Below are 16,649 nucleotides of genomic sequence, written 5' to 3'. Positions count from 1 at the left end.
AAATGGAGAATAATGAGAATAATAATGGTCTGGATTTATTTCTTAATATTTCATTGAAATATCCTGATCTCAATGCAGTTAGATATCGTGCCGGTGTTGATCATATTATGTTAGAATTAGCCATACAGGGTCATCTGGAATATGTAATAGCAAAGCGTTTCCGGGAAACAATAGACCACAGCCTTAAACTATTTCATAATGTTAAACATAGTAATAGTTCGCGTTTTATAAAACTTGAACTAATCAGGTGTGAGGATATAACCTTGGTGCGATTTTACCGGGATGTTGATACACTTAGTGATGAAGAAATACAGGTTTTTATGGGAATAACCAGGCAGTTCTTTAAAGATAAACTGGTTGCAGAAGATAGAAACTCGATAACTGAAGATTCTTTGGCCAAAAAAATAAAGCACAACCTTTTGCAGACCATAAAAAAGGAGGAAGAAGGTAAAGCCCGGTATTTTTATGCCTACCGTAAAAATGGAAGGGTTTTTGTATTTCAAAGATAAGTGGAGGTTACATAGTTGAACATATTGATCATTGGTGATATTGTTGGTCGTCCGGGAAGAAGGGCGATACGATCATTGCTGCCAGGGATAGTTAACGATAATCGTATAGATTTTGTAATAGCCAATGGGGAAAATGCCGCCGGAGGCCGGGGATTAAGCCGGGAAGTTATGCACGAACTACTTAATGCAGGAATAGATGTTCTGACTATGGGGAATCATGTGTGGGATAATAAGGAGATTTTCCAATTTGCTGATGACGAACCCCGTTTAATACGACCTATTAACTATCCGGGGGAAACACCTGGACAAGGATACCATATATATACGGCTGGATTTAACCAACGGATAGCTGTAATCAATGCTTCGGGAAGGGTTTTTCTACCGCCTCTGGATTGCCCCTTTGTAGCAGTAGAGGAGGTTATCAAAAATATGGAACCGGTAGATTATATCATTGTGGATTTTCATGCCGAAGCAACTTCTGAAAAACAGGCTTTTGGTTATTATTTTGACGGAAAAGTTACTGCGGTCGTAGGTACCCACACTCATATCCAAACGGCTGATGAAAGAATTCTTCCGCAAGGAACTGCTTATATTACTGATTTAGGGATGACGGGGCCGGTGGACTCAATTCTGGGTATGAAAAAAGATTTAGTATTGCAAAGATTTTTAACCCAACGTCCGGTTCGTTTTGAAGTCGCCGGCGGGTCGGTTCAGTTACAGGGTATAATACTGGAGCTGGAGGATGATAATAATCAGGTAGGTAAAATATCGCGCATATCCTGTCAATTATCAGATTAACATGTAAATTTATCCAAAAACCTTCCTCAAAAAGAAGGAATTAGAAGGCGCGTTTAGAATATACATTAAGGAGAGCAACTTAATGCGAATAAAGCGAAGTTTAATTGAGGGAGGTTATTGGATGGAGGTATTAAAAGTTTCAGCTAAATCCAGCCCAAATTCAGTAGCAGGTGCACTAGCAGGGGTTTTAAGGGAAAAAGGTGCAGCAGAAATACAGGCGATTGGGGCTGGGGCGATAAATCAAGCTATTAAAGCTATTGCTATTGCTAGAGGATTTGTTGCTCCGAGTGGTATGGATCTGATATGTATACCAGCATTTACTGATATTATGATTGATGGAGAAGAGCGAACAGCTATTAAATTAATTATTGAACCAAGATAAACAGTTATTTGCTCTCTGGGACTACTTAAAATAGGTGCGAAAACCTGCCGTAAGTGCAGGTTTTTTATTTAGGAGGCCCAAATGAAGATAATAGATTTACATTGTGATACCATATCCAGAATATATGAACGGGGCGAAGAGCTGTATTCCAATAGTGGGCATTTTGATATAGAAAGAGCCTTAAAATCTGGTATTAGTGTGCAGTTTTGCGCTATGTTTGCCAGTTGTGCCGATACTAATCTTTCCTTACGTCAGGTATGCCAGCAGGTAGAGTACTTTCACAGGCAGTTGCAGGAAAACCAGCCCAACCTATTTCTGGTTGACACCGGCCACGCTTTGGAAATGGACGAGAATCAGCATCGGCTGGGACTTATTCTTCATTTGGAAGGGGCCGAAGCCCTGGGACATGATATGGATATACTTTATCTTCTATATCGTCTAGGTTTACGTAGCCTGGGTTTAACCTGGAATTTTCGCAATCAATTTGCGGATGGAATAGGTGAAGGCCTAAACGCGGGCGGTTTAAGTAAAAAAGGCCGGCAAGTAATTCGGGAGATGGAGAAACTGGGGATAATGTTAGACCTTTCCCATATAGCCCCGCGCGGTTTTTATGATGCGCTGGAAATTTACCCCTACCCGGCCTTGGTGACTCACGCCAATGCTAGATCCCTTTGTGATCACAACCGCAATCTGGATGATAGGCAGCTAAAAGCCCTGGCTGAAAATGGCGGTATAGTAGGCATCAACCAGGTGAGTGATTTTGTTAGCAGCGATAATGAGGCTAATCTGGAAAAACTAGTTGATCACATCCTTTACATAGTTGAGCTGATTGGGGTGGAACATGTTGCTTTAGGTTCAGACTTTGACGGGGCCGATGATGTAGTACTACCCGGAGTCCAGGAATACGCAAGTCTATTAACTGCTCTATCCCAAAAGGGGCTCTCGAAACGCGAAGTTGCTCTGATCTGTCACGATAATGCTTTCCGGGTAATTTCTCAGGTTTTAAATAACTAAGCGGCTACTGGTTTCCCTGGTACCGGTTATACTATTTAATAGTAAATAGTATGTTTTACAGCCTAAGACCCGAATTAGATGGGAGAGGGATGTTAAGCGTAGTATGGTAGAAACGAAAGCGCAGCAGGAAGGGGCGGGTGACATGGGTGTCGCGGGTAAGCTCCAGGGCCGCGAACCCTAGGCACCATCGGTGTTCGCTATCCTTAACCAATAAGCTCGTTGAACAGGGATGTGAATTTGCCCGGTCCCGCTGGAGCCGCCCGACCAGCAGTTGGTGTTTCCTATGGGGAGCGTGGAGCCGGAGTATTTATAACCGGTGTTTGTCTAGTGGAATCATAATATTAATGTAAGATAGTGGTGAAAACAGGTTTATGTTATATGATTTACATGTGCATACAACGGCCTCAGACGGGCTGCTTACCCCGCAGGAAGTTTTAGATGCTGCTCATGAATTAGGACTTAAGGGAGTGGCTATAACTGATCACGATACAGTATCGGGATTACCTGTCGCCTTCCAACATCTTAAGTCATACTATTCTAATCTGGTCCTAATTCCTGGTATTGAAATGAATACCGAAATAGAAAGCATCGAAGTGCATATTTTAGGCTATTTTATTGATTATTACTACCCGGGATTAAGCAGACGTTTGGAGGAGATCCAGCAGGCCAGGAGACAACGGGCTTATAAAATGATTAATCGCTTGAACAGTATGGGACTAAACATAAAAATACAGCAGGTGGAGAAGTTTGCCAAAGGTGAATCGGTAGGGCGACCTCATGTAGCAATGGCTCTGATTGAAGAAGGGTATGTTTTTTCAATTGAAGAGGCTTTTGATAGGTATTTAGGTATCGGTAAGCCTGCTTATATCCCCCGGTATAAATTTCTACCACAAGAGGCTATTAGTTTAATAAAACAGGCTGGAGGTGTACCAGTATTAGCCCATCCTGGTCTTATTGACAGGCAAAACATTACCGAGAAAATTATTAAGATGGGAATTAGGGGGATAGAAGTATATTACCCTGAACATACCCCTGACCAGGTGAAAAAATTACTGGTTCTTAGTGAAAAACATGGTCTGGTAGTTACGGGTGGATCTGATTTTCATGGTAGCGGGGAAAGCCGGGGACGGTTAGGATGTACCGGTATTAAACACCAGCAGATGCTAGCCCTGGAGGCAATCGACAAATAAATTAAAATTTTAAAACGAATTTGCAGGAAACTTTCCTACTCATGTAGAATATACCATTTGTTTGGCATAGACTAATGAGGGGAAGGTAAATATGAAAAAATATGGAATAATAATATTAATAACAATATTCACGGTAATGATAGTTAAAACTAATTTAGCCCTGGCAAAGAATCTTTATACGGTTAAAGCAGGAGATACTCTCTGGCACATTGCTAACCGAAACAGTACAACCGTTGAACAATTAAAACTCATAAACCACCTGCAAACTGATTTCCTGTCGATTAATCAGCAGCTTATTCTTAAAGAGGCTGCTAACCAGCCGACTACATCCAATCAGGCTGCCCCTGAACCAGAGGTAGCAGCCCAAAATGAAGCGGAAGATTTAATACCTGGATTGACGACTTATAGTGTACAAGCCGGGGATAATCTATGGAAAATTTCTCGACAGTATGGTATGACTGTAGATAGATTAATAGCTATTAATAATATGGATAATGATCAAATCTACCCTGGACAGGTATTAAAGGTTAGTGCTGCTTCAACTTCTACGCCTTCACGGGCAGGTTCCTCTGTCACTGCTGCACGGGTGTTAGAAACGGCCGCACAGTATTTAGGTACACCTTACCGGTACGGAGGGCAGGGGCCAGGAGGATTTGATTGTTCCGGATTTGTAAAGTATGTATTTAGCCAGTTCAACATTAATCTACCTAGGACAGCCGCCTCACAAGCTGGAACAGGAGTCCATGTAAACAGGGATAATCTATTGCCAGGTGATCTGGTGTTCTTTGCTGGCGGAGGAAGTATTGACCATGTAGGCATATATACAGGCAACAACCAATTTATCCATTCCAGTTCACCCCGTAGTGGTGGTGTTATATATTCTTCCCTAAGTGCAGGATACTATGGGAGGACCTATGCCGGGGCGCGAAGGATCATAAATTAGTTATAGATATTAGGAGGTTCTGTGATGGAGGAAGAAAGATATATTTTGGGGATTCCATCTACAGTTTTTACTAGTGAGGAATGGAAAGCTCTCGAAAAGAGGGAATATGCAATTGGTCCCGAAAAACTAATGGATGAAATTATTGACCAACGATTATGGTCAAATGCAGAAATAGCCTGGGTACTCAAGCGTATGATTTATTATTATGGGAAGAAGGATGCATATCTTAAAAAAGTACCGGTAGATAGATTGTTTATGAATTTGGTAGATATATTAAGGGCCTTTTATCTAATTATTGATAATTTGGATCCTGATCTAGATGATAATCTACGCCTTTATATTTCTGCTAAACTAACCGATTCTACCTGGGGAATTAATACTCGTACTAGAGAGTACCTGTATAAAATTTAGCGATGTTGTTTGAACTATATACATTATCTATAGTTAATGTATATACTAGGAAAAATTTAATTTTAAGATCTTAAAAGGTAACAACCTTCTAGCCATGGTTGTTACCTTTTTCTGTAACCAGGCAGGATGTTAGCCAACTTATGTCGAAAATCATGTAAATAAAGGAATTTTTATAGGGGGAAAATCCGGGGGAGGGGAACCATGACAAAGGGGATAAGGGAGCAGAACATTCGGAGAATTATCAATATGGAAGACCGTATATGCACCTGTCAGCGTTGTAAGCACCTTACCCAGTGTATACGCAGACCCTCACTGGGTAAAGGGGAACTGGAACCGGAATTAATGCTGGTATTTGAATCAGACAAGGGCTTTACTCTGGATGTAAACTGGATAATCAAATTACGCGATATGGTCAAAAGGGCTTTTAACGTGGAAAAGGTTTACCATACGTTTATGGTGAGGTGTGCTGCCAAAGCTTGCACAACCCGGCAGAACATCAGTTGCTATGCTGAAAACAAGTTGTTAGATAAAGACTACCAGTGTCTACTTACTGGACGGGTCTGTGATGGTATTATTATTCATTCAGGTAATGAAGAAATCATGGCTTGTTTATCTTTTTTATTAGAGGAAATAGACATTTTAAGTCCCCGTTATTTATTACTTTTTGGAGATAGAGTCTCGGAATTTGTTCTAAAATCATACGGTATTTATGAGGATATAACTTGTGATTCCTGTTACCAAAATAGTTCCATGATTTTTTTTACTACGGTTCAGGAGGATCGCTTCGGAGCAGAACACTGTAATAATCTTGCCAGGCATATTAACCCAGCAGAAGCGTTGGGAGGCAGTCTATAAAAGTGTTTTATTGAATTCGGAAGTGATTTGTAATATTAATTAAGTAATTTCACTGTTCTTTCAGGTTCTTTTATTGATGAGATTTGAATAAGAATTTGTCAAAAAGGACAGTGGAGGCGCAATATGTCAAATCATGCCTGGCATCAAAAATCTGTTGAAGAAATACTGGTTCAATTAGATAGTTCAGAGGCGGGCGTAAAGGAATCGCAGATAAAGATTCTACAGGAGAAATTCCCTAATCGTTTACGGGAAGGCGATAGAAGCAGCCCCCTTAATATATTGTTAAGTCAATTTACCGATACTATGGTGCTGGTGTTGTTAGGAGCGACAGTTATTTCCGGAGCTATTGGTGCCATGGCTGATGCCATTACCATTATGGCAATTGTAATATTAAATGCCGTACTTGGTTTTGTTCAGGAATACCGGGCCGAACGATCTCTGGAAGCAATAAAAAAACTGGCTTCGCCATATGCCCATGTAATCAGGGGAGGACGACCGCACAAAATTCCAGCAGAAGGTCTGGTACCAGGTGATATAATTTTGCTGGAAGCGGGTGATAGGATTCCAGCCGATGCCCGGTTAATGGGGCTTTTTAGCTTAGAAGTTGATGAGGCGGCTCTTACCGGGGAATCGGTACCGGTAGAAAAGCATAGTGCTGTAATTCCAGAATTTGATACACCGCTGGCAGATCAGAGTAATATGGTGTTTATGGGTACGGCAGTAACCCGGGGAAGGGGTAAAGCCGTAGTCGTTCAAACTGGGATGAATACTGTTATGGGGCAGATTGCTGCTATGATGCAAGATACCCAGAAAACATTGACGCCCTTACAGGTTAAGCTGGACCAGTTGGGCAAAATCCTAATAATTATTTGTATTGTAGTATGTAGTATAGTTACCTTGCTGGGTATTTTACGCGGCGAGGCTCCACTGACTATGTTCATGGCCGGTGTAAGCCTGGCAGTAGCTGCCATACCGGAGGGATTACCAGCTATTGTTACTGTAGTTCTAGCGATGGGTGTACAAAGAATGGCCCGTCGTAATGCTATCGTCCGTAAACTACCGGCAGTAGAGACTTTGGGATGTACTACTGTTGTATGTTCGGATAAAACAGGTACCCTTACCCAGAATAAAATGACCGTGATGAAGGTGGCCAGCTTAGCACAAATACTATCCGTAGAGGGAGAAGGTTATGATCTTAAGGGGAATTTTCTAAGTGGGCAAAAGCCTTATAAGGTAGACAAGAATCCTACCCTGGCCCGGCTCATGGAAATTGCCCAAAACTGTAATAATGCCCAGGTGCAAAAGGCAGGAAAAAGTATTGAAGTAGATGGTGACCCTACTGAAATAGCTTTGGCGGTTATGGCCCATAAGGCCGGTTTTGATCAGTCTTTTAAAAGAATAAGTGAAATTCCCTTTGATTCGGAGCGCAAACGGATGAGTGTTGTAGTTGAAAAGGAGGGTCGTTATTATTTATTTACTAAAGGAGCTTTAGATAGCTTTATAGATCTATGTTCCAGTGTAGATGATGAAGGTCAGGTAAGACCTATTAATCAATATGATAGACATAAACTACTTTCCCTGCAGGAGAATTGGGCTAATGAAGCCCTGCGGGTGCTGGGATTTGCTTATAAACCGCTGACCGAAACAGAAGTTTACAGTCCTAACTTAACTGATTCGGAAGGCGGGTTAATTATGACCGGAATTTGTGGCATGATTGATCCCCCGCGTAAAGGGGCAGTAAGATCGGTCCAGGAATGTAAACAAGCTGGTATAGTTCCTATAATGATTACCGGGGATCACCCCTTGACGGCCCGTGCTATTGGGCAACAAATAGGTATAAGTCGTGGAGATGAAATAATAACCGGGGTTGATATAGACCGGCTTAGTGATAATGAACTTTTTCAAAAAGCCATGCAGAGCCGGATATTTGCCCGGGTATCTCCCCAGCATAAAAATCGGATTGTCAGGGTATTGCGAAAGAAAAACCATGTTGTAGCTATGACTGGTGATGGAGTTAATGATGCCCCTGCTATTAAGGCTGCGGATATTGGCATTTCCATGGGGATTACCGGTACAGAGGTTACCAAGGAAGCCTCAGCTATGATACTGGCTGATGATGATTTTTCCACTATTGTTAGTGCTGTCTACGAAGGTCGGGCTATATATGATAACATTCGTAAGTTTTTACGCTATTTATTAGGTTGTAATATTGGTGAGGTTATGGTGATGTTTTTGGCTTCGTTGCTGGCTATGCCCTTACCTTTAATGCCGATTCAGATACTATGGGTCAATCTGGTTACAGATGGTCTGCCGGCTATGGCTCTTGGTTTAGAACCTCCGGAACCGGGCATAATGAAACGGCAACCGCGATCGGCTACTGAAGGTATATTTGCCCGTGGCTTGGGCTGGATAATTGTTAGCCGGGGTTTTTATATTGCAGTGATCACTCTGATAAGTTTTACTGTTGGACTAACCTATTTTAAATTTAACGGAATTAATGACATGACTTTAGCACGAACCATGGCGTTTAATACGCTAGTTTTTGCTCAACTCTTTTATGTTTTTGAATGCCGGTCGGAAAAAATTTCGCCATTTGAGCTGGGTTTTTTTACGAATCCTTTCCTGATTGCGGCGGTTTTATTTTCTGTATGTATGCAGATGGGTGTTTTGTATCTGCCTTTTATGCAGGCCATATTTAACACCGTCCCTCTTAACTGGTGGCAGTGGTTAATTATCCTGTCTATGGCTGGGTTTAAATTTATATGCAAATTCCTAGTATATATCTGGCAAAGAGTTTTTGTTTCGCAGGCCGGTTATGTTACAATTGGTTCTAAGTACTAGTAGATATAGGCATATAATCGATGAATTGTTATCTTAACGGTTACCTTAATAGCTTAAAAAGCCTTTCTCTGCTTTCCTGACCTTTATAGGCGGGATATGGCAAGGAAGGTTTAAGATTAGATCTAAGCTTATGCTGCAGCACTAGGAAACCGAGCTTATGATTATCAACCTTACTAAGACCGCATTAACAAATAGGGCGTACACGGACTGTGATTTACCGGCCCTGTTAAGGGCCATGACTTATTTCTGCATATCTTTAACTTAAAAGGAATAGCCAAAGGAGGTACTAATATTTAATGAACAAAAACACTGCTATTTATGTTAAATACGGAGTGCAGAAGGTGCTGCGAAAGGTAGAGTTTCAACTATGATAAAAAGCATGACCGGATTTGGTCGCAGCCAGTTTAATGATATTGGATACCAGGTATCCTGCGAGATGCGCAGTGTTAATCATCGTTATTTGGATATCGGTGTACGTATACCGAGAAGGTATGCACCCCTTGAAGAATTAATCAAGGAAGAAGTTAAAAAATATGTCCAGCGTGGTCGTATTGATATCAGTATAAATATTGAGAAAAGTGAAGAAACCACAAGAAATATCAAGGTTGACAAAGATTTGGCAATCGCTTATTATAGTTACTTGAAAGAAATAGCAGAAAATCTAAATATTTCACCGCAAATTAAAATAATTGACCTATTTCGGCTTCCTGAGGTTTTTAGCCTGGAAGATGAAGCAGAGGATCTGGAAAAGATATGGACGGTCTTAAATGTTGCTGTTAATGAGGCGGTACAAGAGTTAACTTTTATGCGGGAAAAAGAAGGTCAGAATCTGGTTAAAGACATATTGCTGCGAAGTCAGTTAATCGCTTCTATGGTGGAACAACTGGAGATAAGATCTCCTGAGGTTGCCAAAGAGCATGTTGATAAATTGCATGCCCGGATGGTAGAGCTGGTAGCTAAAGAAATGGTGGACGAGCAGCGTATTCTACAAGAGGCGGCTATCTTTGCCGATCGTGTTAATATAACCGAGGAAATTGTTAGGCTTAAGAGTCATGTACAGCATTTGAATGAATTGATGGCCTCCGAAGAACCTGTAGGTCGTAAGAGTGATTTTTTAGTACAGGAAATGTTTCGGGAAATAAATACTATCGCTTCTAAGGCTAATGACTACGAGATGAGCCGGATAGTTGTTGATGCTAAAGCGGAATTAGAAAAAATCAGGGAACAATTACAAAACATTGAATAATTAGGAGGTGAACCGGTTTTTTGCCGGTGAAGGATGGACATTAAACTTGTGAATATTGGATTTGGCAACATTGTCGCGGCTAATCGAATTGTTGCTATTGTAAGTCCCGAATCCGCTCCCATTAAGCGCATCATCCAGGAAGCACGGGAAAAGGGTATTTTAATTGATGCTACTTATGGACGTCGTACCCGGGCTGTTATTATTGCTGATAGTGCTCATGTTATTCTTTCAGCTGTTCAGCCGGAGACAGTGGCTAATCGTTTGAGCTCTAAGGACATAGACGAAGTTTAAATTGGAAAGCGTGAGTAAACGGTGGTAACCAGAAAAGGAATTTTATTTGTCATATCCGGCCCTTCAGGAGTTGGGAAGGGGACGGTTACAGAAGCGTTGTTAAAAGGTCGGGATGACATCCAGATTTCCATTTCTGCCACTACCCGGAAACCCAGGGTGGGAGAAAGAGATGGGGTGGATTATTTTTTTCTGGATCGTAGTACATTTCGCCAACGCATTGAACAGGGTGAATTTTTGGAGTGGGCTGAAGTATTTTCGAATCTATATGGTACTCCCCGGGGTTTTGTACTAGAAAACTTACAAAACGGGAAAGATGTATGGCTGGAGATAGATATTCAGGGGGCTTTACAAATAAAACAAACTATGCCGGAAGGTGTCTTTATTTTTATTGCTCCTCCTAGTATTAAAGTTCTGGCCAGGAGATTAACCCTGAGGGGTAAAGATTCACAGGAAAGTATTAAACAACGTCTGGCAGGTTGTAAGGAAGAAATGAAACATATTAGCGGTTACCATTATATGGTTGTTAATGATGAAGTCAGGGCTGCTGCTGAAAAATTGGATGCTATTATAGCTGCCGAGCGTTGTCGAATAAAAAACCTTAATTTGGAGTGATGTAAATGATTCCTCCTTCCACTAAGGACATTATAGAAATAGGTAACAGTAAATATGCTGTGGTTGTAGCTGTGGCCCGCAGGGCCCGGCAGATTTCTGAAAACAAGAAGAACGATGAGGATTATCGCCTTTCGGCCATGGTGTCACAAGCACTAGATGAAGTGTTGGAAGGGAAAATTAAAATAGGGCATGAATCAAACGGTGCTTAAGGAGGCTTATGATGGCTAAAACAATTGGCATAGGGGTTACCGGAGGTATTGCTGCTTATAAAATTGTTGATCTAGTTAGCCGACTTAAAAAAGATGGTCTAGATGTTGTAGTTATAATGACTGAAGGTGCCGCTAAATTTGTTACTCCTCTTACATTTAAAACTATTAGTGGACGAGAGGTTCTTACCGACTTATGGCAGGAATCTCAAGAATTTAAAGTACAGCATATTGGAGTGGCGGAACAGTTAGATTTATTAGTAATCGCTCCGGCTACGGCTAACTTTATAGCCAAAATGGCCTACGGGATTGCGGATGATTTATTATCTACCATTGTACTAGCTAACACGGTTTCTGTGCTGGTAGTGCCGGCTATGAACAGTAATATGTACCGTAATACGGCAGTACAAAGAAATCTAACTATACTAAATGAGTATGGTTATCGAGTAATGAAACCAGAAAGTGGTATGCTCGCTTGTGGAGTCACTGGTCCAGGGCGTCTTCCGGAGCTGGATGATATATATGATGAGATACAGCAAATGTTATATCCTAAAAAAGATCTGGCAGGTAAGAGACTAATGGTTAATGCTGGTACTACCTGCGAAGATATTGATCCAGTTCGCTTTATAGCTAATCGCTCCAGTGGGAAGATGGGTTTTTGCATTGCTGAAGAAGCTTCTGCCCGGGGAGCAGAGGTTGTACTGGTTAATGGACGGTGCCAGTTGGAGCCTCCGGCTGGAGTTAATGTTGTACCAGTGTGGAGTGCTGATGAAATGTGCGAGGTAATGCGAAAATACCAGCCAGCCTGTGATGTCATTATAGGCTCAGCAGCAGTAGGTGATTTTAAGGTGGCCACGGTCGAGACCCATAAGAGGAAAAAACCGGATGATAAATCTGAAAAATGGGTACTGGAACTGGTAGGGAATCCTGATATTTTGCAGGAATTAGGTAAACATAAAACTGGCCGGCAGGTTATAGTCGGTTTTGCTGCTGAAACTGAAAATATTGTAGAAAATGCTCGTAAGAAGATCGAGACTAAAAACCTGGATTTCATCGTAGCTAATGATGTTACCCAGGAAGGGGCAGGATTCGAAACCGATACCAATATAGTTACCTTAATAACCCGTGATGGTGAAGTAAAACCACTACCCAAAATGAGTAAACGAGAAGTAGCTGCGGCTATCATCGATAAGGTAGTGGAAATATTGTAAAATATCATGTGAGGAGATGACGGAATTGGCCAGAACCTTGTTTACTTCGGAGTCCGTAACCGAGGGACATCCAGATAAGATTGCCGACCAGATATCCGATGCTCTTCTGGATGCAATCATTGGCCAGGACCCCGGCGCTCGAGTAGCTGCTGAAACTATGGTTACTACCGGGTTGGTACTGGTAGCCGGAGAAATTACTACTAAGTGTTATGTTGATATACCCAAATTAGTACGGTCCACGATTAAAAAAATAGGCTATACCCGGGCTAAATATGGATTTGATGCTGAAACCTGTGCGGTTATTACTGCTCTAGATGAGCAATCACAGGATATATCTTTAGGAGTAGACCAGGCTTATGAAGTTAAAAAAGGGGAATTATCCGGCGATAGTTTGGAAGCTACCGGAGCAGGTGATCAGGGCATGATGTTTGGTTATGCCAGTAATGAAACCGCAGAAATGATGCCCCTTCCGGCTTTATTAGCCAACAAAATGGCCTATAGACTTACTCAAGTTCGCAAGGAACAAATTATACCCTACCTGCGGCCGGATGGAAAAACACAGGTTACAGTAGAATACGAGGGTCATAAGCCGGTCAGGATTGATACGGTAGTAGTTTCTACCCAGCATCACCCCGAGGTTGAATATGAGACTATTCAAAAGGACATTATTGAACATGTTATAAAGGCAGTTATTCCTGAGGATATGCTGGATGATAAAACCCGCTATTTTATAAATCCCACCGGGAGATTTGTTATAGGTGGACCACAAGGTGACTGTGGTTTAACTGGTCGTAAAATTATTGTAGATACATATGGAGGTGTAGCCAGACACGGAGGCGGTGCCTTTTCCGGTAAGGATCCTACCAAGGTGGATCGGTCGGCAGCTTATGCAGCCAGATATGTAGCTAAAAACCTGGTAGCCGCCGGTGTAGCCGATCGACTTGAGATTCAGCTGGCTTATGCCATAGGAGTAGCACAGCCTGTATCAATTAGCATAGAGAGTTTTGGTACTCATCACATCCCAGTTGAGAGAATCGAGGAGTTGATTCGTACCAATTTTGATTTGCGTCCGGCAGCTATTATTCGTGATTTGGATTTACGCCGGCCTATTTACAAAAAAACGTCTGCTTATGGACATTTTGGACGTAATGATCCAGATTTTACCTGGGAGAAAACTGATAAGGCCGAAGCCATTCGTAAACAAGCCGGTCTAGTTTAAAATTAGTAATGCAGAAATAAAAAGGCGGGTTACCCCGCCTTTTTTAGATCATAGGGGAGGTTATATGGAACAGGTAGAGGTTTTGATCAATTTGCCTTCCCCATCATTAAACCGCACTTTTTCTTATTCAATTCCTGAACATTTGGCAGCAGATGCGGTTTTTGGCAAACGGGTGCTGGTCGAATTCGGGAGGCGAAAACTGGAAGGCTTTGTTGTTGGGGAGCAGCCCAGGACTGAAGTCAAAAAGCTGAAGCCAATACTTAAGGTATTGGATCCACAACCAGTATTCAATCCGGAATTATTCAAACTGGCTGTATGGGTGGCAGAACACTATATGTGTTCCCTCAGCAGGGTTTTAAATACAATGTTGCCTCCTTTATTACATAAAAGGAGGTCGCGATTTGTTATTCCCTTGGTAGAACCGGAGAGTTATGAGTCAACTAATGACCCTGGGATATTAGATAATAAGGCTCTTTTTACCCGCTTATGGGAGCAGGGTGAAATATCCCTGCGTACTGCCTTGAAGTATACCAGCCGGGAAAGCCTGGAACAATTACAGGAACAGGGCCTTGTACTACTGGGAGGATCCTATGAAAATTACCGGGAATATAAAGAAGACAGTGTATACAGCCCGGGTATTTTTAATGTAGCTGATGATATGCCCCGTCTGAAAAAACGTGCTCCCCGGCAAGCACAGATAATGCAAATAGTTATGGAAAACGAAATAGATTGTCGTGCCTTGGAACAAAAATTTTCCCGTTCCAGTATAAAGAGTTTACTCGATAAGGGATATCTTACCATTCGAAAAAGGCAACTACCGGTACAAAGACCATCGTATCAGTTAACTGATGAGCAGCACCAGGTTTTAAATAGTATCATCCAGGCGATTAGTAGGCAAACGGGTACCGAGTTTTTGCTCCATGGGGTCACAGGTAGCGGAAAAACAGAAGTCTATCTATCTGCAGCTGAGTTTGCTATTCGAAATGGTTACCAGGTATTAGTGCTGGTACCCGAGATAACCCTGACCCGTCACCTTACCGGAATTTTTTCCTCTCGTATTCCGGAAATGGCTGTACTACATAGTGGCTTGCCGGATTTAGAGCGTTATGAAGAGTGGAAGCGTATTCGGGATGGAGAGGTACAGCTGGTGCTGGGGACCAGATCAGCAGTTTTTTCACCGATTCCCAACCTGGGATTAATAATCATAGATGAGGAACAGGAATATACCTACAAACAGGAAGAAAATCCTCGTTATCATGCTCGGGAGGTAGCCCGTCAAAGAGCATGTATGAATAAGGCCGTCTTAGTATTAGGAAGTGCTACTCCGGCTATTGAAACCTATCATCGCTCCCTGGCAGGCAAATCCAGTCTTTTGACTATGAGTGATCGTATAGATGATGCCAGGCTTCCTAAAGTATATATTGCTGATATGCGCAAGGATTTTGCAGCCGGGCAACGAAGCATTTTATCATCACCATTGCAGGAAAAAATTGCTGCGGCACTAAAAAATCATGAGCAGGTTATTTTATTTATTAATAGGCGAGGATATGCACCGGTGACCTTGTGCCGGGCATGTGGTATGATATCCACATGCCCACATTGTTCGGTAGGTTTAACTTATCACCGGGATCTCAACCAAATGGTATGTCACTACTGTGATTATCATATGCCAGTACCATTACAGTGCAGTTCTTGTGGTAGTTCTTATATACAACAAAGTGGGCATGGAACCCAGAGGATTGAAGAGGAAGTCTTAAGTCTTTTTCCACAGGCCCGTATTGAGCGTCTGGATTTGGACAACAGTCGTCGGGCCGGGGTTCAGGAAAGGGTTTTACGGCTTATGGGGGAGCAGGAAATTGATATTCTGGTAGGAACCCAGATGGTAGCCAAGGGATTAGATTTTCCTAATGTGTCTCTAGTAGGTATTGTTGATATAGATGGACTGATTAATTTACCAGATTTTCGAGCCGGCGAAAGAGCTTTTCAACTAATGGTTCAAGCAGCTGGGCGGGCTGGTAGAGGGGAAAAACCAGGAGAAGTAGTATTTCAAACCTATCAGCCTGAACACCCGGTAATTAAAAAGGCGGCTGCTCAAGACTATACGGGCTATTTTATGGAGGAAATAAAATGGCGCCGGCTGTTACTTTACCCTCCTTTTACCAGCTTGTTGCGTACCGTAGTAACATCGGTGAATCAGACTAGGGCCGAGCAGGTAGCCCAAGATTTGAAAAAATGGATAGAGGACTTGTTATTGGAAAGAGATGAGCTGATTACACTATTGGGGCCAGCACCTTGCCCTATTGCCAGAGTGCGTAACCGCTATCGCTACCAATTTTTCCTCAAAGGTGAAAATGTTGTACTATTAAGAAGTCTAGGAACGTACATAGTTGATACAGGTTCATATCCGCAGGTAAAAATTGATGTGGACATTAATCCTTTAGGTACTATGTAAGGGGGAAAATATATGGCTGTTTATCAGGTTGTTGTTACACCGGAGGAAGTTTTACGTAACCGGGCTGTGCCTGTAAAAAATATTAATGCCGGTGTAATAAGAGTTTTGGATAATATGCGAGATACTATGTATGCTTTTGATGGTGTGGGTCTGGCTGCTCCTCAGATCGGGGTTTCCAAACGCATGATCGTTATTGATACGGGAAATAACTTAATTGAACTCATAAATCCTAACATAACCAGCATGGAAGGTGAACAGATAGGTAGTGAAGGTTGCCTCAGTTTACCGGGGGTAGTAGGATTAGTTCCAAGAGCCCAGAAGGTATGTGTTACTGGCTTAAACCGTAGTGGGGAAGAGGTTGAAATAGAGGCCTCTGACCTGTTGGCGCGAGCTTTCCAGCACGAGATAGATCATCTGGATGGAATTCTTTTTACTGATAAAGCTACAGAAATCAGGCGTGAGAAATAAT

The 16,649-nt window shown here is 42.1% G+C and carries 17 protein-coding genes; all 17 read left to right on the top strand.

Going from position 1 to position 16,649, the window contains the following annotated elements:
- The first annotated feature begins 2 nt into the window (after window positions 1-2).
- The 17 genes from ACZ5Q0_RS00960 to def all read left to right on the top strand — a co-directional run bounded on the left by ACZ5Q0_RS00960 (window position 3) and on the right by def (window position 16,648).
- Complete coding sequence (locus ACZ5Q0_RS00960; protein ID WP_446819946.1) at window positions 3-509, top strand: hypothetical protein; 507 nt, start codon at window positions 3-5, stop codon at window positions 507-509.
- A 15-nt stretch (window positions 510-524) separates the two neighbouring features.
- A complete protein-coding gene (locus tag ACZ5Q0_RS00955) occupies window positions 525-1,307 on the top strand; it encodes a TIGR00282 family metallophosphoesterase (protein WP_446819947.1) in 783 nt (260 codons plus the stop codon).
- A 121-nt stretch (window positions 1,308-1,428) separates the two neighbouring features.
- Complete coding sequence (locus ACZ5Q0_RS00950) at window positions 1,429-1,689, top strand: stage V sporulation protein S (RefSeq protein ID WP_054694695.1); 261 nt, start codon at window positions 1,429-1,431, stop codon at window positions 1,687-1,689.
- Window positions 1,690-1,770: 81 nt separating this feature from the next.
- Window positions 1,771-2,703: a dipeptidase gene (locus tag ACZ5Q0_RS00945; RefSeq protein WP_446819949.1), complete on the top strand. Its 933-nt coding sequence runs from the start codon at window positions 1,771-1,773 to the stop codon at window positions 2,701-2,703.
- A gap of 389 nt (window positions 2,704-3,092) precedes the next feature.
- Complete coding sequence (locus ACZ5Q0_RS00940; protein ID WP_464827191.1) at window positions 3,093-3,893, top strand: PHP domain-containing protein; 801 nt, start codon at window positions 3,093-3,095, stop codon at window positions 3,891-3,893.
- Window positions 3,894-3,984: 91 nt separating this feature from the next.
- Entirely contained in the window at window positions 3,985-4,836 is an 852-nt protein-coding gene (locus ACZ5Q0_RS00935; protein WP_446819951.1) for an NlpC/P60 family protein, read from the top strand.
- Window positions 4,837-4,860: 24 nt separating this feature from the next.
- Window positions 4,861-5,247, top strand: coding sequence for a hypothetical protein (locus ACZ5Q0_RS00930; protein WP_446819952.1), 387 nt, complete (start codon window positions 4,861-4,863; stop codon window positions 5,245-5,247).
- A 201-nt stretch (window positions 5,248-5,448) separates the two neighbouring features.
- The gene (locus ACZ5Q0_RS00925) at window positions 5,449-6,102 is read left to right on the top strand and encodes a hypothetical protein (RefSeq protein WP_446819953.1); all 654 of its coding nucleotides are present in this window, start codon (window positions 5,449-5,451) and stop codon (window positions 6,100-6,102) included.
- Between the two features lie 123 nt (window positions 6,103-6,225).
- Complete coding sequence (locus ACZ5Q0_RS00920) at window positions 6,226-8,943, top strand: calcium-translocating P-type ATPase, SERCA-type (protein WP_446819954.1); 2,718 nt, start codon at window positions 6,226-6,228, stop codon at window positions 8,941-8,943.
- Between the two features lie 367 nt (window positions 8,944-9,310).
- On the top strand, window positions 9,311-10,189 hold the full coding sequence (locus tag ACZ5Q0_RS00915; protein WP_446819956.1) for a YicC/YloC family endoribonuclease: 879 nt from the start codon (window positions 9,311-9,313) through the stop codon (window positions 10,187-10,189).
- Between the two features lie 33 nt (window positions 10,190-10,222).
- Window positions 10,223-10,480, top strand: coding sequence for an extracellular matrix/biofilm regulator RemA (gene remA, locus ACZ5Q0_RS00910; protein WP_446819957.1), 258 nt, complete (start codon window positions 10,223-10,225; stop codon window positions 10,478-10,480).
- Between the two features lie 21 nt (window positions 10,481-10,501).
- On the top strand, window positions 10,502-11,092 hold the full coding sequence (gmk, locus tag ACZ5Q0_RS00905; protein ID WP_446819959.1) for a guanylate kinase: 591 nt from the start codon (window positions 10,502-10,504) through the stop codon (window positions 11,090-11,092).
- 5 nt (window positions 11,093-11,097) lie between these two features.
- Window positions 11,098-11,301 (top strand): DNA-directed RNA polymerase subunit omega, encoded by a 204-nt coding sequence (rpoZ, locus tag ACZ5Q0_RS00900; protein WP_446819960.1) that lies wholly within the window; start codon window positions 11,098-11,100, stop codon window positions 11,299-11,301.
- 8 nt (window positions 11,302-11,309) lie between these two features.
- Window positions 11,310-12,509: a bifunctional phosphopantothenoylcysteine decarboxylase/phosphopantothenate--cysteine ligase CoaBC gene (coaBC, locus tag ACZ5Q0_RS00895; RefSeq protein ID WP_464827190.1), complete on the top strand. Its 1,200-nt coding sequence runs from the start codon at window positions 11,310-11,312 to the stop codon at window positions 12,507-12,509.
- A 25-nt stretch (window positions 12,510-12,534) separates the two neighbouring features.
- A complete protein-coding gene (gene metK, locus ACZ5Q0_RS00890; RefSeq protein ID WP_446819962.1) occupies window positions 12,535-13,728 on the top strand; it encodes a methionine adenosyltransferase in 1,194 nt (397 codons plus the stop codon).
- A gap of 64 nt (window positions 13,729-13,792) precedes the next feature.
- On the top strand, window positions 13,793-16,180 hold the full coding sequence (gene priA, locus ACZ5Q0_RS00885) for a replication restart helicase PriA (RefSeq protein ID WP_446819963.1): 2,388 nt from the start codon (window positions 13,793-13,795) through the stop codon (window positions 16,178-16,180).
- A 12-nt stretch (window positions 16,181-16,192) separates the two neighbouring features.
- Complete coding sequence (gene def, locus ACZ5Q0_RS00880) at window positions 16,193-16,648, top strand: peptide deformylase (RefSeq protein WP_446819965.1); 456 nt, start codon at window positions 16,193-16,195, stop codon at window positions 16,646-16,648.
- Window position 16,649: the final 1 nt, after the last annotated feature.

The sequence above is a fragment of the Syntrophomonas erecta subsp. sporosyntropha genome, assembly GCF_055395365.1.
Note: the sequence above shows the minus strand (reverse complement) of the source record. Positions and strands in the feature narration are given on the sequence as shown.

Bases quoted from the DNA above. Each gene is read 5' to 3' on its own strand.
- ACZ5Q0_RS00960 (WP_446819946.1), top strand. From the start codon at position 3: ATGGAGAATAATGAGAATAATAATGGTCTGGATTTATTTCTTAATATT.
- ACZ5Q0_RS00950 (WP_054694695.1), top strand. From the start codon at position 1,429: ATGGAGGTATTAAAAGTTTCAGCTAAATCCAGCCCAAATTCAGTAGCA.
- ACZ5Q0_RS00945 (WP_446819949.1), top strand. From the start codon at position 1,771: ATGAAGATAATAGATTTACATTGTGATACCATATCCAGAATATATGAA.
- ACZ5Q0_RS00935 (WP_446819951.1), top strand. From the start codon at position 3,985: ATGAAAAAATATGGAATAATAATATTAATAACAATATTCACGGTAATG.
- ACZ5Q0_RS00930 (WP_446819952.1), top strand. From the start codon at position 4,861: ATGGAGGAAGAAAGATATATTTTGGGGATTCCATCTACAGTTTTTACT.
- ACZ5Q0_RS00925 (WP_446819953.1), top strand. From the start codon at position 5,449: ATGACAAAGGGGATAAGGGAGCAGAACATTCGGAGAATTATCAATATG.
- ACZ5Q0_RS00920 (WP_446819954.1), top strand. From the start codon at position 6,226: ATGTCAAATCATGCCTGGCATCAAAAATCTGTTGAAGAAATACTGGTT.
- ACZ5Q0_RS00915 (WP_446819956.1), top strand. From the start codon at position 9,311: ATGATAAAAAGCATGACCGGATTTGGTCGCAGCCAGTTTAATGATATT.
- remA (WP_446819957.1), top strand. From the start codon at position 10,223: ATGGACATTAAACTTGTGAATATTGGATTTGGCAACATTGTCGCGGCT.
- rpoZ (WP_446819960.1), top strand. From the start codon at position 11,098: ATGATTCCTCCTTCCACTAAGGACATTATAGAAATAGGTAACAGTAAA.
- coaBC (WP_464827190.1), top strand. From the start codon at position 11,310: ATGATGGCTAAAACAATTGGCATAGGGGTTACCGGAGGTATTGCTGCT.
- priA (WP_446819963.1), top strand. From the start codon at position 13,793: ATGGAACAGGTAGAGGTTTTGATCAATTTGCCTTCCCCATCATTAAAC.
- def (WP_446819965.1), top strand. From the start codon at position 16,193: ATGGCTGTTTATCAGGTTGTTGTTACACCGGAGGAAGTTTTACGTAAC.